This window comes from Mesorhizobium onobrychidis, from assembly GCF_024707545.1.
Classification (GTDB): domain Bacteria; phylum Pseudomonadota; class Alphaproteobacteria; order Rhizobiales; family Rhizobiaceae; genus Mesorhizobium; species Mesorhizobium onobrychidis.
The window spans coordinates 3,711,631-3,737,004 of record NZ_CP062229.1 but is presented as its reverse complement, the minus strand read 5'-3'; the positions used below and the strand labels follow the sequence as shown (position 1 = coordinate 3,737,004).

Here is a 25,374-nt window from a genome sequence, read left to right as displayed (position 1 = left end):
CTTGATGCGCATTGCATTCTTCGTCAATTCGATCGAACGCGAAACGCCTCACTATACAACCACCTTGCTCGCACTGGGGGCGCTCAGCCGCGGTCACGAAATCTCCTATCTGACGCCCGACGATTTCGTGCTGCGTCCCGACGACAGCCTCATGGTCCGCGCTATCACTTTGCCGAGCTCGACTTACAAGAAGCCGGAGACGCTGTACAAGGATTTGCAGAGCGACAGGACCGAGATCAAGACGATCGACGTTCGCGAGATCGACATCATCTTTCTGCGGAACGACCCCTCGCTGGACGCCGCCGATCGCCCGTGGGCAGTGAATGTCGGCGCGATGTTCGGGCGCCTTGCGGCCGAGCGCGGCGCGCTCGTCGTCAACGATCCGGGTGGGCTGGCCCTCGCCCAAAACAAGCTCTACTTCCAGGACTTTCCCAAAGCCGTGCGACCGGTCACGCTGATTTCCAAGAGCATCGAAGAGATCCGCGCCTTCATCAAGCAGCAGCCCAAAGGCGCTATCGTCAAGCCACTGCAGGGATCCGGCGGCAGGAACGTCTTCAAGATCGACTCGCCAAAGGACGCCAACCTCAACCAGATCTTCGAAGCGGTCAGCGGGGAAGGCTATCTGATTGCGCAGGGCTACCTGCCCGAAGCCAAGGCCGGCGATGTCCGTCTCTTCGTGATGAATGGAAAGGCGCTGGAACGCGACGGCAAATATGCCGCCTTTCGCCGCGTGCCTGCAAAGGGCGAGGTTCGCTCCAACATCCACGTCGCGGGCACCGCCGAGAGGGTGGAGGTAACGAACACCATGCTTTCCGTCGCCGAGATGGTGCGACCGAAACTCGTTCAGGACGGGATGTTCCTCGTTGGGCTCGATATTGTCGGAGACAAGCTCCTGGAGATCAATGTGTTCACTCCTGGCGGGCTTTCGAGCATGTCGGAAATGTACCAAACAAATTTTGCCGAGAGCGTGATCATCTCCCTCGAAAACAAGCTTTCAATACGAGCCGCTTATCCCGCCTCGATGTCCAATCGAGAACTCGCGGCATTATGAATTGTCAAGTAAACGCGACAGAGCGTTCAGCCAAAGGACGCTCTAGTGGTGAAATCCTGACGCTTGGTACTGTTTGTAAAAAGCGGAAATGGGTGATTTCGTGCCGTTCGATTGCCGACTGGAAACGAGCAACCAGCGCCAAAAGCGGTCATCCACCGCCAGTTCTCGAATGACCGCAGTTGGGCCGGAAGCGGAAGATCCGCTTTCGGGATGATTGGGCTAAAAAGCCGACCTTCGCGTCCAGCATAGCGTGGACTGCTTTGCGCCATTTGCGGTCATTTGTGCCCGGCAAGATGGAAGCCTCGATCGAGTCCTTTTGCTGACCTTTTCGATTCAACACTGCCGAAGTCCAGAGGCTCGAGCGCCACCTACTCGTGCTTATCCGCAGACATCGCCTGCCTGCACTCGGATATGAACCGAGCGGCTGGCTCATCACACGTTGGCGGCGTCAAAATACCGATCTCCCTGAAGGTTTCCGCCTCGCCTAGCTCTATGACGCGCACGCCCCGGAAATGATCCGCGTAGGCTTCCGCTCTCGGCACGATTGCGACGCCCATGCCGTCGGCAACCATGCTCAACAGGGCAGGAATGTCGTCTATCTCGACCCATTCGTCGACCAGAACGCCTTGTTGTTCGATCAAACGCTCTACCAGCCGCCCGCCGAACGAATGACGGTTGTATCTCAGGAAGGCGTGTCTCTTCATCGCGGCTTTCCAATCCATGTCGTCAGTTCCTGGCGGCGCCACCAAGACGAAACGCTCCTGCACCAACGACTCCCACCGTACGGTCGGCGGCAATCCGAAGCCTGGCCGGATAATGACGGCAACGTCCAATCCGCCTGCGTCCAGGCGATCCAGCAGCTCTAGTGAAGTTCCCGGCACGATCTCGATGTAAAAACCGGGGAACGCGGGATGGAAAGCCTTCAAAGCGCGCCGAAGGATCGTCGGTTGCACGGACGAGATTGCACCAATCCGGAGGCGCCCGGTTCGGGCTGACCAATCCAAGGGCTTGGTCAGCGTCTCAACACCAGCAAGAACCTCCTGCGCTCGCGCCAACACAGTGCGCCCAGTCTGGTTCAGGGTGGCCGAGCGGCCGGTCCGGTCGAAGAGCCGCACCCCGAGCTTTTCTTCGAGACGCTTCATCTGCCCGCTAACGGCGGCCTGCGTCAGACCAATCCGAGCGCCAGCAGCCGCGAAAGTGCCATATCGGGCGACCGCCGACAGCGTTCTCAGTTCAGTGATCATGCAGCATTGATAACTTTTGGTTGGGCTGACGGCAATTATATACAGTTTTTTGTTTTACTCGGAATCCTCTATCTGTCGGTCATCCTCAGAATGGAGTTTCAACGATGACCGACCAGACCATCCGCCCCTTCCATCTCGCCTTTCCGGTCGACGACCTCGAAGCCGCGCGCAGCTTCTACAAAGATCTTCTTGGTTGCGGGGAAGGCCGCAGCTCACCCGACTGGATCGATTTCGACTTTCACGGCCATCAGATCGTCGCGCACCTGGCGCCCGAAGAAACCGGCAAAGCCCGGACGAATGCCGTCGATGGCCACGGCGTGCCGGTCCGTCATTTTGGAATCGTTCTCTCGATGGAGGAATGGCAGAAGACCGCTGATCGTCTGACGGAAGCTGGAATGAACTTCGTGATCGCTCCCTACATCCGCTTCAAAGGCCAGCTCGGCGAGCAGGCAACGATGTTCTTCAACGATCCGGCTGGCAACGCCATCGAGATGAAGGCTTTCAAGGATATCGGCCAACTATTCGCGAAGTGAAGCCGCGAGACCGAGAGTTGCGCCATCCATTCAAGTTCGTCACGTGTAGCACCAGCCTTACCAATATCACGTTCAATCAACTGAAAGGACAACAGAATGACCAATCCGACATACGTTCAGGAATACGAGGCAATCGTCGAAGTGCTGAACAAGTACAACGAAGGTGGAGCAAAAGCGGACAGCTCGATCATGCGCCCGGCCTTCAGCGAACATGCGACTATGTTCCGCATCGAGAACAGCAAACTGGAAGGGGGGCCAATCGAAGGGCTTTTCAAAACGATCGACACCGCGTTCCGGCCATCGCCGGAGGCGAAGGCCGCTATCGTGCGCATCGATATCGTTGGTACCGTAGCGAACGCCCGCGTCGATACAGACAATATCTCGGGGTTTCGCTTCACGGATTTTTTCAATCTGGTGAAGGTCGACGGTCAGTGGACGGTGGTCAACAAGATCTACCACGCGCACGATAGCAACTGATCGAACGCCGGCGCATGCGACGAGAGCTTCGGTTCTCATCAGCGCCGGCCGCACTGTTTCGATCATCGAGACTCCCGCGTAGTTACAGAAGGAACATGACGATGTCCAAAATCTTCATCGTCGGCGGCGCCGGAAAAGTGGGCCGTCGTCTTGCTCAGCAACTTTCTGAGCGTGGTCACGAGCCGCTCTCCCTTTACCGCAAACCTGAACAGCGTGACGAACTGACCGCGCTCGGAGCCACGCCGATTGACGGCGATCTCATCAGTCTGTCCGTCGAGGATTTGGCGGACATGATGAAGGGCTGTGGCACTGCCGTCTTCAGCGCCGGAGCCGGCGGCGCGGGGATGGAAGTCACCAACGCCATCGACGGGGCCGGGCTCGAAAAGGCGGTGGAAGCCGCGAAGGTCGCAGGAATCCAGCGATTCCTGCTGGTCTCGGTTTTCCCCGACGCACTGCGCGACCAAGAGCGCAAAGAGGGCTTCGAGAACTATATCAAGGTCAAGAAGTTGGCGGACGCTTATCTTGTCGCCAGCGGCCTCGATTACGTCATAGTGCGGCCCGGCACGCTGACCGAAGAGACAGGCCGCGGACGCGTGCGCGCCGACCTCGCCATTCCCTACGGCGAGGTGCCGCGGGACGACGTTGCCGCCGTTCTGGCCGAGCTCGTAGACCGGCCGGGCGTTACCAGGACGATCATCGAGCTAACCGAAGGAGAGATGCCGGTCTCCGATGCCATCGCGCGTCTCGCGTAAAAGCGCGCGATCATGATACATGGGGTTCGGCCGGTGCTCGCCAGCGAGTTGCCTTCAAGGCGAAGAAAGGCTCAAAGCGGGAGGTCGAGCAAGGGGAGTAAGGGTGGTCGGCGCTCATAGAGCGACGACCGGTTTGTCCGCGACAGCTGCCACTCGCATTACCCCGATCGAAGGTCGTCAACGGTCACGGGCGTGAATTCGACTGCGGTCGAACGAACTTCCGCAAAGGGTGTGGATTTTCTGCCGTTCGTCTCGATCATTGGAACGAGCAACGAGCGCCAATTGCCGACCTTCCGGGCGCTTCTCCAGAGCCGCCCTTCGCGTTCCGACCGGTGTCGACCCAACACAGTCCTTCTCGAAAGGAAATTGGAACGTCCGGACTTTGGCTCAACTTCGCCTTTCCCAAAGGGATGCTCGACCGCAATTCAGTCTTAGGCCGGAGACGCCTCAAGGATGGAAATGGGACCTTGGGTCTGAATCACTTGTTCAAGCCGTAGCCCGGCGGCGTCGAACAGGCTGGCATACTGTGCCTCCGTCCTCTCCAGGCCGCCGGTGACGGCGAGCATGACCACGTCGATTTCTTTAATCAGGTCCGGTTCGTCACCAGGCGGCACGAGCGTCTCGGCCACGAGCACCCTCCCGTTCGGCAGCATAGCCTTGCGGCAATTTCGCAGGATCGCCGCAGCACGCCCATCGTCCCAATCGTGAACGACCTTCTTAATGACGTAGACGTCACCACTGGGAAGGCTCTCAAAGAAATCACCGGCGATAAATTCGGTGCGCGGCAGGTCGCCTCCGGCACCCTCATGTGCCGCCGCGACGCCCGAAGGCAGATCGAAAAGCACGCCGCCCAAATGGGGGTTGCGGGCCAGGATCGCCGAGAGAAGCTGACCATGTCCGCCGCCAACGTCGATGATCCGCGTGAACGGCCTGAAGTCATAAGCTTCGGCAACGGCCTCGTTGCTGCCTTGGCTCAAGGCGACCATGGCACGCTGAAACACGGCAGCCTGCTCGGGGTGTTCCGACAGCCAGTCAAATCTTGGGCTCCCGAACACCTTGTCGAAAGCTGGCATTCCTGTGCGGACAGAATACAGGAGTTGCTCGAAGGCAAGATAAGCCTCGCTGTTGATCATACGCACGAAGTCACGGGGACCCGGCCGATCGGAGCGCAGCACTGCGCCAACCTCGGTCAACTCGAAATGCCGGGGCAATACTTCCCTGAAGACACCTTCAGCCGCGAGAAGTCGAATGACACGATAAAGCGCGTCAGCATCTGACCGAGTGGCAACCGCCAGTTCATCCACCGACTGCTCGCCGGCGGCCAGGAGATCGGGGACACCAAGTTCGATCACGACGCGCAGCGCCTGTGACACGGCGAACCCGAATCCTAGCCTCATGATCTGTTGCGACGGGTTGGGCATTGCTTTTTCCTCGAGTGTCAACGCACGTTAGCAGAATGGAGCGAGCGTAACGCTTCCCCAAATTGGAGGATCACGAGGTGGCTGTCGAGAGCCTCGGTTCGCTCAGACACTGTCACGGAAGGCCCGGAAAGGTAGTGCAGTCCGGTCGTTGGTCAGAACTTCGGCGACGACGACCTTCGTCCCACCCGGCGGGACCTTTCCGAGCCACATCGGGCAATCTGAAGGCTGAACGCACCAACCGACCACGTGCGCCAGAAGCCGTCATTGCCGAGCAGATACTCTAACGTCGCGTTCTGGGCCGGAAGCGGAAGATCCGCTTTCGGGATGATTGGGCTAAAAAGCCGACCTTCGCGTCCAGCATAGCGTGGACTGCTTTGCGCCAAAAGTAGACATTACTACCAATCAAGCCGGAATGCGCTGCCACAGCTGTATGGCAGCTGCCAAAGCTGGTCGGCACGGTTGGACTTGATCATTTTGCAAAGACACGAAAGGCTGAAATCTCTCAAACATGAGAGGCGGCGGGCAGGGCCTATGAGGATCTGTCCGCCACCCTTTTGCTGCCTTGGTGATTAAGCCGCGCTGTAGAGCCGCCGCTCGACCAGGCCGCTGCCCTTCAGCGAATGCAGTGCCTTGGCGATTGCCAGGACCGCAAGGTCGGTCAGAGGCTCGACGATAACGACAAGCATATAGGCGCCGCCAAAGGTGGTGATGGCCATTGCGTTCTCGGCGGTGAAGCCCCTGCCATAGAACGCCCAGAACGCAACCCATGCCACCACGCCCGCCTGATAGGCCGTCGAAAGCGCAAGCGTCTGGCGGAAACCGAGCCTCCATCCGGCGGGTTCGTTCCCTGGAGGCTTTCGGGCGCCGGCCCCGGCGCAGGCCAACACGTGGATGGCCGGCATCCGAAACCCATCACAGTAGCGGTCATTGTCTGCCACGGCGGGCAAGGGCAGGAGTCGACCCCCTTTTGGGACTTTCATCATGGTCCACCGAGCGGCGGCTTTCGAGCGTCTTTCCCGTCATTCATGCCAGTGCCCTCCCGCCGTGGGGCATCGGCAAGCTTCCCCGCGCCGCCTCGCCCCGATCGGCTCCGTGTGGAGGTCTGCACAGCATGGCATGGGCTGACCGGCTTCGGGGGCGGCGTTGCAGCTCACTTCGGGAGAGGCTAAAGTCGAGACAGGCTGCATAATATGCCGAGGAGCACCTGATATGGCGGAGGGCGCGACGGTCCGCTGGCTGGTTCGTCTCACGCCAGTTGCGGGTCGCAAAGTCGACGATCTCCTGAAGGTTCCACTGAGCCTTGATGTCTGGGAACGGGAAGCTGACGCCGTCGTGGCGGTTGCCTCAGAGCAGACGATTGCCGAGCTCGAGCGCCGACGAATAGCTGGCGTCGAGCGCCTCCGCACGATCGCCGACCTGGAAAGTGGAGCACCCAGCTCCGATCACCTCGACGGGCAATCCGAGGGTCCTTGATCAGGCTCGCTTTATCGAAGGAAGGAGATGGTCGCATGAACCTGATCGCCAAGGTCACGTCTTCGGGACTGCAGAAGCCGCTTGGGGACGTTCTTCGAGTGCCGCTGGGCATCGACGTTTGGGAGGTCAAGCCGGATCACCTGATCCTTCGTGCAACCGAGGCTCAGCTGGACCGCCTGTCCAGCATGGGCTACCTCGTCGAGCAACTCGAGGATGTGGCGCGGCACCTGTCCACCTTCGCCAGCGCCGAGGCGGCGGAGCAGTATCATTCGGCAGCCAGCCTGGAGGAGGAGCTGCGGCAGCTTGCGGAAGCGAAGCCGGACATCGCCCAATTGATCGAGATCGGCCGAAGTATCGAGGGCCGGCCCATCCTTGCCTTGCGGATCGGGGACCGTCGCGGCGGTGTTCCCAAGGTTCTCTTCATGGGCTGCCACCACGCGCGCGAGTGGATCGCCGTGGAAGTGCCCTTCCTGCTCGCCAAGGAACTCGTCGAGCGGGCTGACGAGGCGCCGATCGCAGGTTGGCTTACGAGCGGAGAAGTCTGGGTCGCCCCGCTGGTCAACCCGGACGGCCATGAACACAGCCGGGCACAAGAGCGGCTTTGGCGCAAGAACCGCCGCAGGAACGACGACGGCTCGTTCGGTGTGGACCCGAACCGCAACTATGGCTACATGTGGGGCATTCTTGACGTGCCCACTTCCAGCCACGTGCCGAGCGACGAGACCTATGTCGGCCCGCGCGCTTTCTCCGAGCCGGAGACCCAGGCGGTCCGCGATCTCATAGGCTGCGAACGCTTCGCCGGCGTGATCACCTATCACAGCTACTCTCAGCTCATACTCTACCCCTGGGGCTACACGGAGAAGCCCATACCGGACGTTCAGCATCGGGAGCAGATGGTGGGGATGGCCCAGGAGATGCAAACCCTGATTAAGGGGGTGCATGGCAAGATCTATGTCCCGCAGCAGTCTTCCGAGCTCTACCCAACCGCGGGCGATACAACGGATTGGACCTACGGGACCTACGGCATACCGTCGTTCACGGTCGAACTCAGGCCGCGCACCTTCGAAGAAGGCGGGTTCATCCTGCCGCCAGACCAGATCCTGGCGACCTGGGAGGAGAACCGTCCGGCTGCATTCCGGTTCGTCGAACAGCTCCTGGCGGCGCCTGTGGCAGCATAGGAGGCGGAGGACGACCGGTCCCGGAATTCCGGAACGAGTTCGGAGGAACCGGTTGCGATCATCGAGCTAGAGCGGGATGAATTTAGGTTGGCGCATAGCCGGCCTCGATGAAGTAATTTCTGCATTCGGTTGAAGTGACAGTGCCGAGGATTTGGCCGATGGCGTCACAGACGGTCTCGACCGTTCGCTTGGCAGCCTTGCGCAGCCAATGCTTGAGCTTGGCGAAGAATTTCTCAATAGGGTTGAGGTCGGGGGAGTATTTCGGCAGCAAGAACAGCCTGGCGCCGGCCGAGCGGATGGCACGGCGCACGGCCTTGCCCTTGTGCGAACCGAGATTGTCCATGATGACGATGTCACCGGGCTTGAGGGTTGGGACGAGAACCGCATCGACATAGAGCTGGAAACGCTCGCCGTTGATCGGTCCGTCGATCAGCCATGGTGCATCGACACGGTCGTGGCGCAGTGCCGCCAAGAAGGTCATGGTCTTCCAATGACCGTGCGGCACCTTGGCCTTGATCCTCTCGCCGCGCGGCGCCCATCCTCTGAGCGGCGCCATATTGGTCTTGGTCCAGGTCTCGTCGATGAACACCAGGCGGGAAGGATCGATGCGGTCCTGATACTTTACCCACTGTGCCCGCCGGCGCGCCACATCCGGGCGATCCTGCTCACTGGCGATCAGCGTCTTTTTTTGTGACTGAGCTTCTCGGCGTGAACGAACTCCCACACCGAGCGGTAATCGACCTTCAGGCCGTGATCGCCAAGCTCGGCCACAAGACCGCGCAGTGTGAACTCCGCCGCCCGGCAGCGCCGCAGCAGCCACTCCCGATGCTCTCCGGCAATCTTCTTCGGTCTGTGCCCACCCATCTTGCCGGGTGTCAGCTTGTTCGTCTCGCGCAAGCGGCGCACCCATCGGATGACCGTGCTGATTCCAACCCCGTAGCGCTCTGCCGCCTGACGTCGCGACAGGCCCTCCTGCTCAACCGACGCTACCACCCGCGTGCGAAGATCCATCGAGTAAGGCTTGCCCATCCATGCTGGCCTCCTGACCCAGCCAGCAGGTTGAATCAGATTTGCTCGCCTTCGGGAATCCCCTTTCGATTCAGACTCAATTCATCCCGCTCTAGCCGAAGGAGAAACGCCGGTCTCCGAAGCCACGCGCGTTCCGCGTAAAACGCGCGCGATCAAGATGCTTGGGGTTCGGCCGGTGAGCCCATCTGGGCCGCATTTTCGGTTGCTGGCGAGAGACCGTCTGCCGCCCCTTGCACTGTTCGGCGAAGTAGACGAGCGTCTGGGTTTTCCATCTCGAGGGCGCCTCAAGCAGCATGGCGCCCGACCTGTCAGACTGGAGGACCTTGGCGATTTCCTCTTCGACGTCGGCAAATCGCGTGTACGGACGGCCGTCTCTACCGAGGTTAGTGGCACGGGGCGAAGCATGAGTGCATCTGGTGTCGATCCCCCTCAAGCCGGCATTCTGCTGAGTTGGAAAAAGCGCAGGGAGGATTTTTTTGAAGAATTCGCGAAAATCTTTCGGCTAGCAATCAAACAGCGCCCGGCCCCGGCTTGGACGGTCACTCAGCCTAGGATTGTCGCGACGAGGCTATCGCGGACGGCGGATGAGCGGGATATGAGCAAAGCCGTTATGGCGCTGTTCGTTGTTTGTTCGCAGAAGGTCGCATAAGATTGCAGAGAGGAATGCGTTGAACGGATCTAGCCGTAACGGACCTTTCCATTCGGCCAACCTCAATGACTGAAAACGGGCGAGTTGCAGACGTTCGGCATCAGCCGCCCGAACCCAGATAGCGGAGTGATATTGAGCAACACCCTATCTCGGCCTGTGATCGTCGCAATGCCGGCTGGGAGTAAGGGCGGCGCGCTAACGGTTCTAGTCTAGGGATCTATCTCGCGGGATTGCCACGTATGTTTTGATCGGCCGCCGTGGGTCTCAGTGGTGCCGGATCGATAGTAATGTTCGGCCGACTACCCTTCAGGTCGCCCTCACGCCAATTCGACATGCCACCGAAAGAAACTATTGGTACGTGTTGGCTCGTGGTTCGATGTTGGCAATCACCTTGAAAGGGTGGGCTTCCTGCCGCGCTTCATCGAGCAGCTTCCCGAGCAACTCCCGCTCCACTTCCGTCACCCGCTCATCGACGTCGAACCGGACGGCTTGCTGGTCGCGCACTATTCCAACACCATGGACGCCGCACTTGCCGAGGTACTTGGCACTCAGCTTTGATTTGGCATCTTCAAGTGATTGCGGCAATATCCGCTCCGTCGACCAACTCTATCTCAAGTTCAGAAAGCACATCACTTATTTGGTTTGCGACGCCATAATTTCCAGATGGAGGACCGGCAAAATACAGTCCAACACCCCGCTTCTTGCCCAATTCGACCACCAATGAGCCGCTGTCGCCGCCGAGCCCGAATGCCAGCGCGCCAAAGATGGATTCAACACGAATTTGATTCTGGAACAATCCTACGATGCTTGCATCACTGTGATTCATCCCGATCAAGGCATCGTAGGCGATGTCCGTCACGATGCCTTCGGTATAGCCCGTCGTTCGCCCATGTTTGCAAACGCTCATCCCAACAGTTGCAGCCGCTGTTCCCTTGATGCTTCCGATTGTACATATCTCGGGCCGCCATTGGATATCGGGCGCAAACTTTGCGATTGCTCCGTCCACTCTGTTCGGCGCGCCCGACAGGTCGATGGGAGTAAACCGCACTAAGTCAGCCACATAGGCCTGGCTATCGCCCCCATCCGCTGGGCCAGGCTGATATATATCGTCGCCCGGATAGCCTTTGTTCACGTTGGCTAAGACGTGATTGTTGCTAAGAATATGAACTTGCTGTGGATTGTCGCCCTGTCGACGCGAGCGACAAAAGTAGCCGAGTGTCCCTGCAGTGATATCACGGTGGGCCACGCTTATGCCGGCAACAAGAGGCCTCTGTTTCCCTTTCCGTGAGTCAGAACACGTCGGAACCGCCGCCGCTGGAGCAGCCTGCCCCGTCGCCGTTCTGGGTCTGCGCGCTAATGCAAATGCAGGAGCGGATTCAATAATGTCGGTGGGGATACCATCAATTGTTTCGGGAATCCGATCCCTGGGGGACAACAGGCTCGGCGCGATTTTCTGAACAACGTGAACACGCACAACCATATCGTCTGTCGTAGCCTGCCCGTTCACAAACTTGTGCCCTATACCGACTGCGTGGACATTGAGGCGAGCTCCGGCCACCGCCTCATCCACACTCATCGTTTGAACACGTGCAACAACCTTGCTCCGAAAACCCAGCGGAAGATAACGTGCGCTTAAAGACTGTTTAGCCTCGAGTACGTCCATCTAAGCTATCCTTATTCGGGCACGGCTTTGTTTAGAACTGACAACGCGCCGGCGGCGCGGCAATCGAAGGCGAGCGTCGCCCACCGCTGGGGCGGTGGAACCGCGAACGCTATGACCTGCTCGGCCACACCCTCACCGATCTTTTGGCCCGCAACCACATCGGAGCGAAAATGGACCCCGGCCCACATGCGCGCGTCGGCCGCCTGCTTGGCCGTCACGCTCCATCAGCGCGGAGTAGCCCACCACATCGGCAGCAAGAATGGCAGCAAGCTTGCGATCCACGACGGCGTTCTTTAAGACCACCTATGCCCGAGGAATGCACCATAGCAGAAGTCGGAGGCATTGTATCGCCGCAAGGCCCTTTGCTGTGCATGCACCGGAAGGTCTGGAATGGGTCAAACCCGGACATCATGCCGCCTCAGCCGAACGTCTGCTTTCAGGAAGTCGCAAACTGATCTTTTACGGCTGACAGTGGGCGCATTGCTGCCATTCGCAACGAGCAGAATGAAGGTCTCCGATGGGTCATGGAGCGCCGCTTCGAGATAACGGCGCTCTGCATTCCTCTACAATTCGACTTGTTCGGAAATTGCCAATGCATCGTCCACTTCGATGCCGAGATAGCGGACGGTGCTTTCAAGCTTGGTGTGCCCAAGCAGCAGTTGCACAGCGCGGATGTTGCCGCTCTTCTTGTAAATCTGAGCAGCCTTCGTGCGTCTCATCGAATGAGTGCCATAGCGCTTCGGATCGAGCCCTATGCTCGAAACCCATTTGTCGACAATCCTCCCATACTGCCTCGTCGACATGTGTGGTTTCGCCCGTACGCGACTGGGGGAATAGATAGTCCCTTTCGCCAAGGCCACGACGGGCTATCCAAGCGTTGACGGCGGCGCGGGTCTGCTCTGTGATCTCGAACTGCACCGGGCGCCCCGTATTCCAATGACGATCCCCGCGCGATCGCGGACAGCACCGGAGCGCGCGACATCGCCGACCGTCACGGTGACCAGGTCGCAACCTCGAAGCTTGCTGTCGATGGCGAGATTGAATAGTGCCAGATCCCGTTCTGCGCCTGACACCTGCAGTCGTGTTCGGATGCTCCAGACTTCGCGCGGCTTGAGGGGTGGCTTCTGACCAACAAGATGGCCTCTATTCCAGCTAGATATGGTTCTTCTCCCATGCCGCCCTCCGCAGCCACAGCGCTCGACGCGAGCAGACAATCCTAGAACGAACATAGAGCCTCGCGCACGTTCGCTCGAAGGGGTTGTAGGATTGTCAGACGCAGGCAGCAGCTTGGTCAATGGACGCGGTCGCGCCATCTCCGGACACTCGCGAACACCGACACGAAGGTCCGACTCGACCGGGAGCGAAAGTTCAGGCGAACTTTGGAGCACTGTTATAGTTCGAGATGACTTGGTTGAATCTCCAACATCCTCCTGACCTGGACGAGAGCAACTACCAGCAGCGAGCGGATTGCCCTTTGAGCCCTAGCTCAGAGCGTCTTGCTCATCATCAGGATCGGCACCGGAGTGCCGCCACGGTCGTCGAAGAGCGTCGCCGGTGGCATAGCTGGCGACTTTTTCAACGATATCCGCCAATTGCGGACTCTACCGAGTTTGCCCGCAAAATCGAACTTCGGGCCATGGGCCGTTCGCCTACAGGAGTGGGCGATTTCGTTATTGTCCGCATTGTCGATCGCTCGACTGACAACTCCAGGAGGCCCGCCGTTTCGTATACGGCGGCTGCTCGCGGGAGGCCGATCAATCGGCGCGCGTCGGCCGCCGACAAGCGTTCAATCGCGGCTGCCTTCCTGCCTAGGCCAAAGCAACGTTGTCATGAAGATCGCATAGGCGATGGCCACCAGTATGTAAGTGACCCGGGTGGAAAAGGACTCGGCGGCAGACCCCGGAAGCGGTGACACGCCTGTTCCGAATACGAGGAGGAAGATCGTCAAGGCGCCAGCGTAAAGTTTGGCGGCCGGCGCACGCATGGCAGCACGACCGCCAAATACCAACCCGGCCAGCAGTACCAATAGAAAGAGGAAAATGTGGGACGGCCATACCTGAAGCAATCCGAATGCGACGGACCCGGCCAAGCCTCCAGTAATATTGGTTATCACGATCCCCAAGGCCGCGCGCGTGCTGGCTGCGACGTCGAATTGGGACAGCAGTGACACGACTGTTATCGGAATGACAATCGCCGTTGCCAGCCCTTCGCGTGTCAGACAGGCAACCACCGCGATCAGGAGTATGGCGGTGTTGGCGGCAGCGTAGCGTGCCGCATGCGGATATGTCGTCGCCGTCGCGGCCTTAAGGGCGGGGGTACCTCTGTCCGGGATTAGTACATGGCCCAGCCACATCAAAAGCATTCCGGTCACCACACTCTGAACCAGGATCATAAGAATGGTGTCGCCGAGATCCTCGTTCAGAATTGTGAGGAGCGGCACCATAACCGCTATGACCAGGACAAGAAAGATTGTGGGGCCGCCCTTGCCGTTCGCCTGCTGGTAGAAACATCCAAAGTAAATCAGCCCGAGCAGCAGCAGCAGCACCGGCGGCCGGTCGCCAGTCAGCACCGCTACGAATTGCAAAAGTGCTCCGACAACAAGAATGAGCACCGTGACTGCCAACGCCTTTTGCAACGGCATAGGGCGGGAACTGGAGATTAGAAACTGTGCCGCAAACAACGGCCCAAGGAAGGGGATGATAGCCCCCGAATAGACCAACCAGGAAAAGCCGACCGCAACGGCAAGCGCTATGCGCAGACCCTTGCGCCTTACATTAACGCGGTCCGCCTCGTGCAAAAGATGCGTGTCAACTGACATAGGTAAGGATCGACAGAACTCGGATCCAGATGCTGCCGAGCGCATTGGTGACCGGATGGTCCCCGGTATAGATCACCACATTCGCCTGCGAACCGTACCGCACGCCCTTGGGCCGCCCTTCGTCGAGAACCAGGCGGATGGGAAAGCTCTGCGGTGTTCTCACCCATCCAGTGTCTGTGGAAATCTTCGGCAGGCCCGTCGCTGGGTCGACGCTTCCCTGAGCCACCCCCATCCCGATGCCCTCAACGGTGGCGGCAAAAATCTGACCGGGGAGGATATCGAACAACACCTCCGCACGGTCGCCTGCGGCAACCATCTCGAGGCTGTTTTCCTTGAACGCGGCCGTGATCCAAATCGTGCCGGTATCGATGAAGGTCATTGCACTCTCGCCAGCGCTGACCATGCCTCCGACGGAAAGCTGAAGATTGGTGACCACGCCTTCCGCCGGCGCTGAAACCGTCGTGCGCAGCAGATCAAGCTGAGCGCTTTCAAGCGCCGCGAGCGCCTCCTTCAACTGCGGATTGTCCTTTCCTGCGGGTCCAAGCTCCTCCTGAGCCCGGGCGAGGTCGGCTTCGGCTGCATCCACGCCTGCATCTGCCTGATCCAGCGCGGCCGCGGCCTCATCATACTTCGCCTGGGCATAGACACCGCGCCTGACAAGTTCCATCGCGCGGGTGGCTTGATCCTGGACGTTGACGCGGACTGCCTTTGCCTCCACCACCCGAGCCTGGGCGACATCGACGGCCGCAGTCGAAGCGCCGATCGACTGACCTACCCCTGCAAGGCGTGCTTCCGCCTCCGCAACGGCAAGCCGGTACTGTTCCGGGTCCAGGCGAAACAGCATCTGGCCGGGCGTCACGGCGCTGTTGTCAGTCACGCCCACTTCAATGACCCGCCCGGTAACCTCCGGCGCTACGCCGACGACATATGCACTGACGGTCGCCTGCGAGGATGAAGGAGTGCGCCGCTCCATGAAAACCGTCACGACGAACAAAAGGAAAGCCACAAGCAATACGGTAATTGCGACCGTGCGCTGCGGGTTCCTCTCTTTCAGAGGCGCGCCCACTGCATTTGGAGAATGATCATGAGAGGCTCCAGTTGCATCCGACGCCATGACGTTTCCCCTCTAAGATCACGGCCGTCGCGCCGCGGCTTTGCTTGCGCCGGCACCTGTGTTGGAATGGCAATTTAGTCCTCAGCTGTCGCCATCGCAACGGGCACCGATGCGATGCCTAATTCAAGGAATCCGTCCACATAACCGCGCCAGGCTGAGGCTCATCGGTTCAATGGCCTGTCCAAGGCGCCAGCGAGCATTTTTGCGGCTGTCTTGCAGGAAGGCCGAAACAGGTAAATAGTCAGGCGGAGCACGGAGCTACCTGGGAAATCCAGATGGCTGGGAAGGGGGGCAGCTACATGGACCCGAACGTGACAATCCCTGAGCGCCCACCGTCGCTCTTGAGAATGCTCGACGCGGTGCTTCAGATCGCACTTGTGGCCTTACTGATCTTTGCCTGTAGCCGCATCATATTGCCCTTTACTGGCATCCTGCTCTGGTCGGTGATCCTCGCGGTGATGCTTTATCCGCTGCACCAACGCTTGGTCCTCCGGGTCGGCAATCGCTGGTCAGCGATGTTGATCGGGTTGGTCAGCGTTGCGCTGATGCTGGTGCCGTTGGTAATGGTGGTGACGTCGCTTGGATCGTCCATTCTTGCGTTCGTCTCGGGCTTGCAAGACGGCAGCCTGACCGTGCCGCCACCGCCTCCGCGGCTCGCAGACCTGCCACTGGTCGGCCAAAAGCTAACAGAGACATGGTCACTCGTGGCAACAAACATGCCTGCGGCGCTTGCCAAGTACGGCCAGCAGCTAAGCGGGATTGCAGCATGGCTGGCGTCGTTCGCGGGCGGTTTAGCCGCCGGTCAATTGTCTTTCGTACTTTCGTTCGCAGTCGCTGCCGTGCTCATCGCCTATAGCGACGGCGCTACCGAATTCGCCAGTCGCCTGTTGAAACGTATCACTGGCAGCAAGGCACAAGGCCCGCGGCTGGTTGAGATGACCGCCGCTACGATCCGCGGTGTGGCGGTCGGCGTCGTGGGCGTAGCGGTCATCCAGTCGCTGCTGATTGGGGCAGGCTTTTTTGCCATAGGTCTTTCATCGGCCGGTGTTTTGACGCTCGTGGTGCTATTGTTTGCCATCGTGCAGGTGCCGGCAGTGCTGGTAACACTGCCTGTCATAGCCTATGTTCTTGCGACCGAAGCGACCACGCCGGCGATCATCTTTTCGATCTGGACCGTCATTGCCGGGCTCAGCGACAACCTCCTCAAACCATTGATGCTCGGACGCGGACTTGAAGTTCCAATGCCGGTCATTCTCATTGGTGTGATTGGCGGCATGGTCGCAGACGGCCTTCTCGGCCTGTTTGTAGGCCCTGTTCTCCTCGCCGTTGGCTACGTCCTGCTCATGGAGTGGCTGCGGCATGGCCCGGGCGGGCCGCAGACTGACGATCCGTCGCCATGATCGCGGTTATTACACTCGGCCTGCTGGCGATGTTGGCATGCCTCGCACTTCAGGTGCTGGCATCGGTGTTCGCCGCGCGTTACTTCGCCCAGGCCTCGAAGCAACCGCTCGGCCCAAAGCCGTTGCGCGGGATTTTCCTGCAATTCTCGATTCTGATGGTGGTGCTCATGATCGGCAACATCGTCCAGGTTGCGTTTTGGGCCTTGCTCTACAAACTGCTCGGTGCATTTGAGGACTTTGAAACGGCGATGTATTTTTCGGGCGTGACCTTCACCTCGCTCGGTTATGGTGACATCGTGCTAGATGGTCGGATGCGGCTGCTTGGGCCGCTTCAGGCTGCCAATGGTCTGATGATGTTCGGGATCACCACGGCCCTCTTCATCTCCGCTGTCCAGCAGGTCACCGCCAAATGGATCGCCGCGCAGTCAACCCGCGCGTAGGCCAATTGTCCGGCGTCAACAAAAGGTAAGCGGTGGATCACCGATCTCGACAGTAATATCTTACTAGCTGCATACCGCCCCTGCCGTATCGGGCCGTTTCCTGGCGCGGTGTAAGATCCCTTACTGCGTGAGGGACGCAGAGGTCGACTGGCAGGCTTGGACAAGGTCGCTGGCATGCAAAGCGTCCACGCGTGGGCCGCGGACTTCTTGCGAGAGAGAATCGCCCTTCATGGGTATGGCCTCGCGTTGTCCCTGAGCGCCCGTGTGGGACATGTAAGTCGATTTTTAGCGCGACAGACAGAAGCTCCCTGCTGTACGCGCCGTTGAAACTATCGTACACCCTCATTGTCAGGGGGCCACGGCCCGCTGGGGGCGCCGTTGAAATTCTTACCTTCGCTATCTATTCGCGCTGCGGATTGATGGCAACGACGCCATCGGGCGCGCGGCCATCGCTTTGGTATGAGCCGCAGCCGCGCCATTGGCCCGGACGCGGGCTTGGCTGAGGCGCTTGTTCGAATGCCGCCCACTGGTGCTGCGACAAGCGATGTGTGAACCGCTACCGTGTTCGCTGTTCAACACCAAAAGAAAATCAGATGGATAACTGTCGTGATCGTTTGCATACCACCTTCTGGTCCTCATCGTGTTTCGTGTCCTGACGAAACGCGGCGGATTGCTGCTTGCGGCCGGTGCGGATCCGGATCCGCCTACTGAAGAGCGGACGCTTGGCTTGATACGGCTCAGCGACGACGATGCGAATTTCTGGGTTCGGCGGCTGAAAGCTCTTCGGCTGGGCGACGGTCAGCCTGATGCCATTGCTGGCATTTTCGGCCGACGTCACGCGGCGGGCAGCATACCGGCTTGGGCTCGGGCTGCTCGCGATGGCAATCGAAATCGTCTGGCGAAAGCCCGACATGACGGTCGGGGCCCTATGACGTCCGACCATGGCTGCTGACTATCTATCTGGTCGTGCTCTGGCTTCTTTGGGTCGGAGAGGTGCGGGGCCTGCTGTGGATCGGCATCTACGCCCTCCTGCTACCGAAAATTGTCACCGGGGTAGGGTCGCGCAGCGCAAACTCTCGCCAGCAAATGCGGATCGGTCACGCTCGCCAGCACGCTTCTAAGGTACTGATCGTCCGGGGAGCTCCGGCGCTCGTGATAGCGGCGGCCGTAGGCTGGCTGGTTTTCGTCGGGCGGTCCAGTCAACCATGGTCGCGGTTGGTGGAGGGCCTCCTGCACGGCGTCGTGGTTCTGCTAGTCTAGTAGCGGATCTTTTGTGGCAATTTTCCAAGGCCTACATCGGCTACAAGCTGGAAATTGCGTAAACGAAGGATGAGGCAAGTGTGGATGAGATGGCGCGCCGCGCCAGGCTTCGCGAGGATCGTGGTTGCTTTCGACCGTGACAGCAACCCGTTCTCCGAAGTCCGATCAGGACGCCGACCGCACTTTTTCGTTCAGGTCTTCAGCAGGTCACTCCGGCCGCGCAACGCCGCACCGACCGCCGCGCCACCCCGGCGACACTGACCGGCGTCAGGGGACGCCCGACCCTGGCCTCGGCGCTGGAGACAAGGCTGCTAAAGCCGGGAAGCGCTAGCTGCTGCGAGGCTTCAAGCCCGAACAGTCCAACGGCTCCGGCGAGCACGACGATTCTCAGTTTTCTCGACACGGTCATTTGGCGGCTCCTGGCGAAAGATGTGTGGGCAGTTCATCGAAGTCGACAAGTTCCTTCAGATCGACCTTCTTGGCACCGTCCGGCGCCTTGAAGGCGAAATCGTCCGCGGCAACATCAGCGCCGGTTTTCCAGTCGCTGATCTGAATGCTGTATTGCGGACCCTGGTCGACTGCGTTGGACGTGATGACATAGCGGCAGGGATAGGGATGCTCGCCCTGCGCGATCCAGATCTGCCAATCGACTTCCTTGGTTCGAAACGCCAGATGATCGCATTCCGTGCCGCCGATCACGCCGCTGCCGAGATCCTTGACATCAGTGACGTCGCGCATCAGCTCGTCGTAGACGTTCGACAGCAGAAGGTCGGCGCCGGGAACCGGCCGATGGTACTTGTCCCGCAATTCGTTGACCAGGTGATCGAGCGTGCCGGGCACATCGACCTGCGTGTAGAGATTGGCGTCCTTGCCCAGCAGCGTCAGCGTCTTGCCGTCAAAGACCATTTCGACATTGGCAAACCCGCCGTGGCGGCTGCCGCGGAACTTGTCGGGCCGGGCGAGATCGACCGCGCCGGAACTCGCCAGCAGAAGCTTCTGGTCATCCTTGGTGACGACCTCGAGGTTGGTGTCGTATCCGAACGATATAGCCTTCTGCGCTGCGAGGTAGTCCGACATCGCCTTGAGCAGGTGCCTGGCCTCCGCGTCATCGGCTCTGGCGGACCCTCCCAATCCAGTTGCCAGGACCAGCGCTGCGGCGGACACCTGAAAAGGCATTAATAGGTTTCGTGACTTGCTTGTCATTGCAGGCGCTCCTCCCTGGCGTCCAGTGGGACGTGTCACTGCCGAGGGACCGAGGTTTGGCGCATTTCCCTTCGGCAGGGAAAGTAACTAACCATATCACAGGCAGGAACGGAGGTCAGCCGCTGATGTCGAGGCGGTTCTCGTCAGGGAACCGATGAAAACTCGACATCATCCGAAGGGCAACCCCCGCGTCGGTGCCTCATGCCGGAGGTTTGCAACGTCGCACTTTGTACGCGGCTTGTCACTGCCGACCACAAGATGAAGGACGACCTTCGGCACCGCTTGTTTCACGTCTTGTAGTCAGGCGCCTCGCGATCGACGCAGCGCAGGCACGCCTTCGCGACCGACGCGAGCCTGATCAAGGCGCATGCAAACAAGCAGCGCTCGGCGGAGGGCTCGGAAGAGGTCGACTGGGAAACGATGGCGGCGACACGCCGCTCGGTCAGAGAGTACCTAGACACGCTTGATGACGCGGCCTGGGGGCGCGGCCAGCGAGGTGAAGCCAAAGTTCGTATCGAAGTCGGACCCGGCGGCGCAGTGGACGGGAGCGCTCAAGGGCCATGCTTTCTTCGCCTATGCCACGAACTATCTGATCGACCGCGATCACGCGATCATTGTCGATGTCGAGGCAAGCCGCGCCATCAGACAGGCAGAGGTCGGTGCGGCGCGCACGATGATCGAGCGCACCCATGATCGCTTCAGTACCGGCCTTCTGCTGAATTCACTGTGCTCGTCGGCGCCCCGGCAGCCGCCAGGGTCCGTTCATCGGACGTGAAATTCAGTTGAGGTTTATCCTACGATTGCGATTGGCATGACGCCGCCGCGAGCGCGAGCAGGGCCACAAACAGTGAACGGCCACTTACAAGCGTCATTCCCAAACTCCGAGGAGCGCAGATCAAAAGCGGGTCCTGCCCCGCCACTGCGGACCTCACGACCGAGCCGTAGAGTCGCCCGATCTGGATTGCTGATGGATGGAGAAAGGGCCAGCGGTCCTTTCCCCCAAGCCGGCCGAAGCCGATATTACTTGTACACAGGCGCCGGTGCCGGCTCTTCGACGACGACAGGCGGCGGAGCCTTCCCCTTCCCTTTGCCGATGTCCATATTTGCGCAGCCGCTCAGGCTGCTGACGGCGAGCGCCGCGACCACTGCGATTAGAATTCTGCTCATCACATATTCCCCTCGGGCGAATCGGTTCAACGTATAACACGCAAACCCTAACGGGGGATTACACCGCAGCTAGTGCATGAAAGACACACCTAGACAGTTTAACTGTCGGTTGATGGTCGGGAGAGGCATTCTGTCGTAAGAATGATGCCCCGGCAACAGCCTCCCCGAAGGTAGGGCGATGAGATGGCTCTACCAATCGTCCAGAACTACCAGCAAGAGCGACTTTGGGCCTCATTGCATCGCGGCCGTTAAAGAGAGCCGGAATCGTTGCAACCACCGCGGCGCTTGCGGTGATCCGGACCGTCCATCGAACAAGACCTCGCTATGGGCCGTGAGGGTGCGATCTGGCTAATCATCCCTCACGGCCAGGGTATTCACCAAGGATGAACCGATAGCCGTCGACCAGCAAGCGGCGTCGAGCGGTCATTCTGGATCAGGTGGCCGAGCGCAACCTTGTCGGGCGACGGCTTCGGGGCCGGCGCTTGCGTTGACGCAGCGTTGACAGCCCCTGGATATCAGCAGGGATATCCGCTTTGCGCCTCGCCTAATCTCGGACGTTGAGATCAGCGCTGCCGCTCCTGAAAGCCGTCGTCCCGCGATCACGCTGACGGTCGCGGTTGCGCCCCAGTGGCGTGTTCAGACGGGTATCCTAGTTGGCGATGCCTTTAGATCCCCGTTCCGATGGCCGCGTTGCCGAGAGGTGAGCCCGAGCCCCGGACTTCTTTGTGACCGGTAGCGTAGAATCGTGGGCGCAGTGTGCCAGTCATGCGAAGACTTCGACGTTCGGGCCGGGATTTTGGGCCGACGCTAAAGGCGGCGCAAAGTTATCTGGCTGGTGACAACGCTCTTGCCGGTCTTCGGATCAGTATCGATCGTCGTAAGACGCATGCCGTTGCTGCCAATTTTCTCGATCGTCATTCTGGCGCTGCGGTCGCCATTGACTTCCTTGGCCCAACGAATGGCGAGCCTGATCATGTTGCCCGAGCGCTTTCCGTTCAGGCCGGCGACGCCCGTGCCCGCGCCACGGTAAGAGCCCCTATATGTGGCACCACTTGTTCTTATGACTGCCCCGATTGCACGGGAGAGGCCCATCGGACCAGCACATCTTCCGTCGAGTGAAAGCGAAGTGGCGGTAGTGTCGGAGATAAATCTGCAGGAGAAGAATTGGCGCGGACCTTGATCGTACCCCTTCCGCCCCAATTGCCGTCCATGGATTCCAGAAATTCGGCTTCTCCAGCATGCGCAACTGCGCCGTGAGAAAGCACCGCCGCAGCGAGAAACAGTCTTGCGATAAATGTCGTCGTCACTGGTCTATCATCCTTGGCAACCTTGAACCGACGGGAAGCGCGCTGAGGGCCGCCGCGACATCGCTTCGAGCAGGAGGTTCGGGACGAGTGGTTGATTTCCTCCAAACGAAGTCCGCTTCGTGCGAAAGCTAGAGCCGGCGAAGCCAGTGTCCACTGGTCGTCCAAGTCGGGTCAGACGTACCCCGTTCCCCGCCGCTTCGCCGACAACTTGGCGGACGCTCGCATACCACTATCGGCTTCAAATGTCCGAGGAGCGTCCGAATTCGATCGCTGACAGTGATTGGGTTGCGATCCGAGAGCGTCGCGCGTTCAAAGGACGCGCAAAGGACCGGTACCGGCTTCCGGCGTCAGGCGCCAGGCAATCGGAACCGGTATTCCGTCACATGATGGTAGATCTGGCCCGGCCATAGCGTGGCCTGCGGGAAATACGGCCGGTTCGGCGCGTCCGGCCAGACCTGCGGCTCCAGGCAAAAGCCCGAAAAAGCCTTGTAATGACATCCCTCGAGCCCCGGCGAAGGCGGCGCCAGATACTGGCCGGTATAAAGCTGGACGCCCGGTTCCGTGGTCCAGAGCTCCATCTCGACGCCGGAATTCGCACCCTGCGCCCACGACGCCAGCCTGAGCGGCCCGCGCGTCGGGGCAAGGCAGAAATTCTGGTCGTAGGGGAGCTGGCTGCCCTCACTCTCCATGCGCAGCGGCCGCGCTTGGCGGAAATCGAACGGCGTGCCGTCGACCGGCTTCACCACGCCGGTCGGGATCAGGTCGCCATCGACTGGAAGATAGGCGCCGGCGTTCAGCATCAGCCGGTGGTCGAGGATGTCGCCAGCGCCGCCGTCATCCAGGTTGAAATAGGAATGCTGGGTGAGGTTGCACAGCGTCGGCTCCTCGCAGGTGGCGGTCATCTCGACGCTGAGCGTGCCGGGGATTTTCAACCTGTAGGTGCAGGTCACGTCGAGCGCGCCGGGAAAGCCCATCGTGCCGTCGGGATCATGCAGCGTCAGCGTGACAAAATCCCTGCCATGCAGCGAAACCTCCCATGACCGGCGGGAAAAACCTTGCGAGCCGCCATGCAGCGTGTGCTTGTCGAGGAAGTTGCGCTCGGTCTGGTAGCGCTGGCCGGCGATGGTGAAGCGGCCATCGCGGATGCGGTTGGCGTAGCGTCCGACGACGGCGCCGAAGAAGGCCGTGTCCGTCTCATAGGGTGCGAAACGGTCATAGCCGAGCACCAGCGGCGCATCGTGGCCGGCCAGGCGCAGATCCTGGATGATGGCGCCCAGCCCGATGATGTTGGCGGTGAGGCCGCCGCCGCGGATGCTGAAGCGGCGGATAGCCTCGCCCGCTTGCGTCGTGCCGAAGACCTCGCCGTCCTTCATCGCCATGTCCGAAACGCCAGTTGATTGATCGATTCCCGCCTGGCCTCTCGGGCCGGTTTGGGTCCGTTGACGATCAACAGACCCTGCCCCGATCAGAGGCCGAGGCCGCCGATGCAGACATATTTGGTGTCGAGATAATCCTCGATGCCCTGATGTCCGCCTTCCTTGCCGAGGCCCGATTCCTTGACGCCGCCGAACGGTGCCTCAGGCGTGGTGATGAGGCCTTCGTTGACGCCGACCATGCCGTATTTCAGCCCTTCCATGACCCGGAAGGCGCGACCGAGATCGCCGGTGTAGAAATAGCAGGCGAGGCCGAATTCGGTGTCGTTGGCGAGTGCCACGGCTTCCTCTTCGGTTTCGAACTTGAACACCGGCGCGACCGGGCCAAAGATCTCTTCCTTCATGAAGCGCATCTTCGGCGTCGCGTCGGCGATCACCGTCGGCTGGAAGAACGAGCCGCCCAGTGCATGGCGCTTGCCGCCGGCGACGACCTTGCCGCCCTTGGCGGTAGCGTCGGCGATCAGTTCCTCGACCTTTTCCACCGCCTTCTCGTCGATCAGCGGCCCCTGCTGCACGCCGTCGTCGAGGCCGGAACCGACCTTCAGCTCGTTGCTGGCAGCGGCGAGCTGTTCGACGAACTTGTCGTAGACACCAGCCTGAACCAGGAAGCGGTTGGTGCAGACGCAGGTCTGGCCGGAATTGCGGTATTTGGCGGTGATTGCGCCGGCGACGGCACGCTCGATGTCGGCATCGTCGAAGACGAGGAACGGCGCGTTGCCGCCGAGTTCCATCGATACCTTCTTGACGGTGACGGACGACTTCTGGATCAGGATCTTGCCGACCTCGGTCGAGCCGGTGAAGGTGATCTTCTTGACCAGCGGGTTGGCGCAGATCTCGTCGCCGATCTCGCCGGCGGCACCGGTCAGGATGTTGATAACGCCTTTGGGGAAGCCGACTTCCTCGGCAAGCGCCCCCCAGGCGAGGCCGGAATAAGGCGTCTGCGACGCCGGTTTGACGACCGCGGTGCAGCCGGCGGCAAGTGCTGGGCCGAGCTTGCGGGCCAGCATCGAGGACGGGAAATTCCACGGCGTGATGGCGGCGATGACGCCGACCGGCTCCTTGGTCACCAAGATGCGGCGGTCCGCCCAGGGCGACGGCACGACATCGCCATAGGTGCGGCGGCCTTCTTCGGCGAACCACAGGATGTAGGACGCGGCCGAACCGATCTCGCCCTTTGATTCGAATAGCGACTTGCCCTGCTCGATGGTGAGCAGTTCGGCCAGCGCATCCTGATTGTCCATCATTGCGTCATGCAGCTTGCGCAACAGCTTCGAACGCTCGAGCGCGGTGGTCTTGCGCCATGTCTTGAAGGCGGCGTCGGCGGCTTCGATGGCGCGGCGCGTCTCGACCTTGCCCGACTTCGGCACAGTGCCGATCTTGAGGCCGGTGGCCGGATTGTTGACGTCGACCGTCTGGCCGCTGTCGGCCTGCACCCATTCGCCGTTGATGAGATTGGCCTGGCGCATGAAATGGCTGGTTTTCTGAAGCATGGTCTAGCCTCCGTTCGGCGCGCTGACGGGCCGCTATCTGGATTTCTTTGGTGGGCGTGCGCAACGGCATCGATGCCGGCACGCCTGGAGCCACTGCTCTTTACCTAGGGCAAGCCCCGCAATCAATCGCAAGATGGCATATAGGGTTTAGGCCAGCGCAAGGCGAGGCCAATTTGCGCTTCTATGTTGCTTGAGGGTGTGTTGAGGTTCTGGTCAGGCCGCGCCGAGAAGGTGCGTTCCGAGAATCGGAACGGAGCGTAACGTTTGGGTAA

24 protein-coding genes and 3 pseudogenes are annotated in these 25,374 nt (G+C 60.2%); 10 read left to right on the top strand and 17 right to left on the bottom strand.

Translation table 11 applies throughout. From position 1 onward, the window contains the following. Nucleotides 1-4: 4 nt before the first annotated feature. Entirely contained in the window at nucleotides 5-1,051 is a 1,047-nt protein-coding gene (locus IHQ72_RS18535; protein ID WP_123150526.1) for a glutathione synthetase, read from the top strand. Between the two features lie 368 nt (nucleotides 1,052-1,419). Here the strand turns inward: IHQ72_RS18535 and IHQ72_RS18530 are convergent, their stop codons facing one another. Then, on the bottom strand, nucleotides 1,420-2,295 hold the full coding sequence (locus IHQ72_RS18530) for a LysR substrate-binding domain-containing protein (RefSeq protein ID WP_258116387.1): 876 nt from the start codon (nucleotides 2,293-2,295) through the stop codon (nucleotides 1,420-1,422). Between the two features lie 104 nt (nucleotides 2,296-2,399). Between IHQ72_RS18530 and IHQ72_RS18525 the strand changes: the two genes are divergently transcribed. The 3 genes from IHQ72_RS18525 to IHQ72_RS18515 all read left to right on the top strand — a co-directional run bounded on the left by IHQ72_RS18525 (nucleotide 2,400) and on the right by IHQ72_RS18515 (nucleotide 4,057). Then, the gene (locus IHQ72_RS18525; RefSeq protein WP_258116386.1) at nucleotides 2,400-2,828 is read left to right on the top strand and encodes a VOC family protein; all 429 of its coding nucleotides are present in this window, start codon (nucleotides 2,400-2,402) and stop codon (nucleotides 2,826-2,828) included. Nucleotides 2,829-2,924: 96 nt separating this feature from the next. Further along, on the top strand, nucleotides 2,925-3,305 hold the full coding sequence (locus tag IHQ72_RS18520; protein ID WP_258116385.1) for a nuclear transport factor 2 family protein: 381 nt from the start codon (nucleotides 2,925-2,927) through the stop codon (nucleotides 3,303-3,305). Nucleotides 3,306-3,406: 101 nt separating this feature from the next. Beyond that, a complete protein-coding gene (locus tag IHQ72_RS18515; protein WP_258116384.1) occupies nucleotides 3,407-4,057 on the top strand; it encodes an SDR family oxidoreductase in 651 nt (216 codons plus the stop codon). Between the two features lie 431 nt (nucleotides 4,058-4,488). Here IHQ72_RS18515 and IHQ72_RS18510 read toward each other — a convergent pair whose 3' ends face one another. Next, nucleotides 4,489-5,478, bottom strand: a complete 990-nt coding sequence (locus IHQ72_RS18510; protein ID WP_258116383.1) for a methyltransferase — start codon at nucleotides 5,476-5,478, stop codon at nucleotides 4,489-4,491. 569 nt (nucleotides 5,479-6,047) lie between these two features. Continuing rightward, nucleotides 6,048-6,380 (bottom strand): hypothetical protein, encoded by a 333-nt coding sequence (locus tag IHQ72_RS18505; protein WP_309508583.1) that lies wholly within the window; start codon nucleotides 6,378-6,380, stop codon nucleotides 6,048-6,050. 307 nt (nucleotides 6,381-6,687) lie between these two features. Between IHQ72_RS18505 and IHQ72_RS18500 the strand changes: the two genes are divergently transcribed. After that, a complete protein-coding gene (locus IHQ72_RS18500) occupies nucleotides 6,688-6,951 on the top strand; it encodes a hypothetical protein (protein WP_128169785.1) in 264 nt (87 codons plus the stop codon). 35 nt (nucleotides 6,952-6,986) lie between these two features. Continuing rightward, complete coding sequence (locus tag IHQ72_RS18495) at nucleotides 6,987-8,129, top strand: M14 family metallopeptidase (protein ID WP_258116382.1); 1,143 nt, start codon at nucleotides 6,987-6,989, stop codon at nucleotides 8,127-8,129. Nucleotides 8,130-8,211: 82 nt separating this feature from the next. On the opposite strand, the gene IHQ72_RS18490 is transcribed toward IHQ72_RS18495, so the two are convergent. Next, a protein-coding gene (locus IHQ72_RS18490) for an IS630 family transposase (RefSeq protein ID WP_143744659.1) occupies nucleotides 8,212-9,158 on the bottom strand; the annotation gives its coding sequence in 2 pieces (ribosomal slippage) (nucleotides 8,212-8,817 and nucleotides 8,820-9,158; 945 coding nt in all). Nucleotides 9,159-9,561: 403 nt separating this feature from the next. Between IHQ72_RS18490 and IHQ72_RS18485 the strand changes: the two genes are divergently transcribed. Beyond that, nucleotides 9,562-9,807, top strand: coding sequence for a hypothetical protein (locus tag IHQ72_RS18485; protein WP_258116380.1), 246 nt, complete (start codon nucleotides 9,562-9,564; stop codon nucleotides 9,805-9,807). A 348-nt stretch (nucleotides 9,808-10,155) separates the two neighbouring features. Here the strand turns inward: IHQ72_RS18485 and IHQ72_RS18480 are convergent, their stop codons facing one another. The 6 genes and pseudogenes from IHQ72_RS18480 to IHQ72_RS18455 form a co-directional block, all read right to left on the bottom strand. Further along, a complete protein-coding gene (locus IHQ72_RS18480) occupies nucleotides 10,156-10,392 on the bottom strand; it encodes a hypothetical protein (protein ID WP_128169787.1) in 237 nt (78 codons plus the stop codon). Then, nucleotides 10,376-11,470, bottom strand: coding sequence for a chymotrypsin family serine protease (locus IHQ72_RS18475; RefSeq protein ID WP_258116378.1), 1,095 nt, complete (start codon nucleotides 11,468-11,470; stop codon nucleotides 10,376-10,378). Before IHQ72_RS18475 ends, IHQ72_RS18480 begins: the two co-directional genes overlap by 17 nt. Before the next feature lie 11 nt (nucleotides 11,471-11,481). Continuing rightward, the gene (locus IHQ72_RS18470; protein ID WP_502572791.1) at nucleotides 11,482-11,658 is read right to left on the bottom strand and encodes a hypothetical protein; all 177 of its coding nucleotides are present in this window, start codon (nucleotides 11,656-11,658) and stop codon (nucleotides 11,482-11,484) included. 375 nt (nucleotides 11,659-12,033) lie between these two features. Then, nucleotides 12,034-12,630 (bottom strand): annotated as a pseudogene (locus IHQ72_RS18465) (tyrosine-type recombinase/integrase). Between the two features lie 626 nt (nucleotides 12,631-13,256). Then, nucleotides 13,257-14,288, bottom strand: a complete 1,032-nt coding sequence (locus IHQ72_RS18460; RefSeq protein ID WP_258116376.1) for a hypothetical protein — start codon at nucleotides 14,286-14,288, stop codon at nucleotides 13,257-13,259. Further along, a complete protein-coding gene (locus tag IHQ72_RS18455; protein ID WP_258116374.1) occupies nucleotides 14,278-15,402 on the bottom strand; it encodes an HlyD family secretion protein in 1,125 nt (374 codons plus the stop codon). The genes IHQ72_RS18460 and IHQ72_RS18455 overlap by 11 nt, the downstream gene beginning before the upstream one ends. A 299-nt stretch (nucleotides 15,403-15,701) precedes the next feature. Between IHQ72_RS18455 and IHQ72_RS18450 the strand changes: the two genes are divergently transcribed. Further along, complete coding sequence (locus tag IHQ72_RS18450; protein WP_258116373.1) at nucleotides 15,702-16,802, top strand: AI-2E family transporter; 1,101 nt, start codon at nucleotides 15,702-15,704, stop codon at nucleotides 16,800-16,802. After that, a complete protein-coding gene (locus IHQ72_RS18445; RefSeq protein ID WP_258116371.1) occupies nucleotides 16,799-17,242 on the top strand; it encodes a potassium channel family protein in 444 nt (147 codons plus the stop codon). The genes IHQ72_RS18450 and IHQ72_RS18445 overlap by 4 nt, the downstream gene beginning before the upstream one ends. Before the next feature lie 589 nt (nucleotides 17,243-17,831). On the opposite strand, the gene IHQ72_RS18440 is transcribed toward IHQ72_RS18445, so the two are convergent. From IHQ72_RS18440 to IHQ72_RS18430, 3 genes are all read right to left on the bottom strand, one after another. Then, entirely contained in the window at nucleotides 17,832-18,155 is a 324-nt protein-coding gene (locus IHQ72_RS18440) for a hypothetical protein (protein ID WP_258116370.1), read from the bottom strand. A gap of 546 nt (nucleotides 18,156-18,701) precedes the next feature. Continuing rightward, nucleotides 18,702-18,911, bottom strand: coding sequence for a hypothetical protein (locus tag IHQ72_RS18435; RefSeq protein WP_258116369.1), 210 nt, complete (start codon nucleotides 18,909-18,911; stop codon nucleotides 18,702-18,704). Further along, the gene (locus tag IHQ72_RS18430) at nucleotides 18,908-19,678 is read right to left on the bottom strand and encodes a DUF2092 domain-containing protein (protein ID WP_258116368.1); all 771 of its coding nucleotides are present in this window, start codon (nucleotides 19,676-19,678) and stop codon (nucleotides 18,908-18,910) included. The genes IHQ72_RS18435 and IHQ72_RS18430 overlap by 4 nt, the downstream gene beginning before the upstream one ends. 363 nt (nucleotides 19,679-20,041) lie before the next feature. Between IHQ72_RS18430 and IHQ72_RS18425 the strand changes: the two are divergent. After that, a pseudogene (locus IHQ72_RS18425) lies at nucleotides 20,042-20,405 on the top strand (IS5/IS1182 family transposase); the annotation flags it as partial. 320 nt (nucleotides 20,406-20,725) lie between these two features. On the opposite strand, the gene IHQ72_RS18420 reads toward IHQ72_RS18425, so the two are convergent. From IHQ72_RS18420 to IHQ72_RS18405, 4 genes and pseudogenes are all read right to left on the bottom strand, one after another. After that, entirely contained in the window at nucleotides 20,726-20,872 is a 147-nt protein-coding gene (locus IHQ72_RS18420; protein WP_258116367.1) for an ABC transporter, read from the bottom strand. A gap of 807 nt (nucleotides 20,873-21,679) precedes the next feature. Beyond that, nucleotides 21,680-22,179 (bottom strand): annotated as a pseudogene (locus IHQ72_RS18415) (hypothetical protein). 347 nt (nucleotides 22,180-22,526) lie between these two features. After that, entirely contained in the window at nucleotides 22,527-23,558 is a 1,032-nt protein-coding gene (locus IHQ72_RS18410; protein ID WP_258116366.1) for an aldose epimerase family protein, read from the bottom strand. A gap of 86 nt (nucleotides 23,559-23,644) precedes the next feature. Continuing rightward, complete coding sequence (locus IHQ72_RS18405) at nucleotides 23,645-25,102, bottom strand: NAD-dependent succinate-semialdehyde dehydrogenase (protein WP_258116365.1); 1,458 nt, start codon at nucleotides 25,100-25,102, stop codon at nucleotides 23,645-23,647. Between the last annotated feature and the right edge of the window lie 272 nt (nucleotides 25,103-25,374).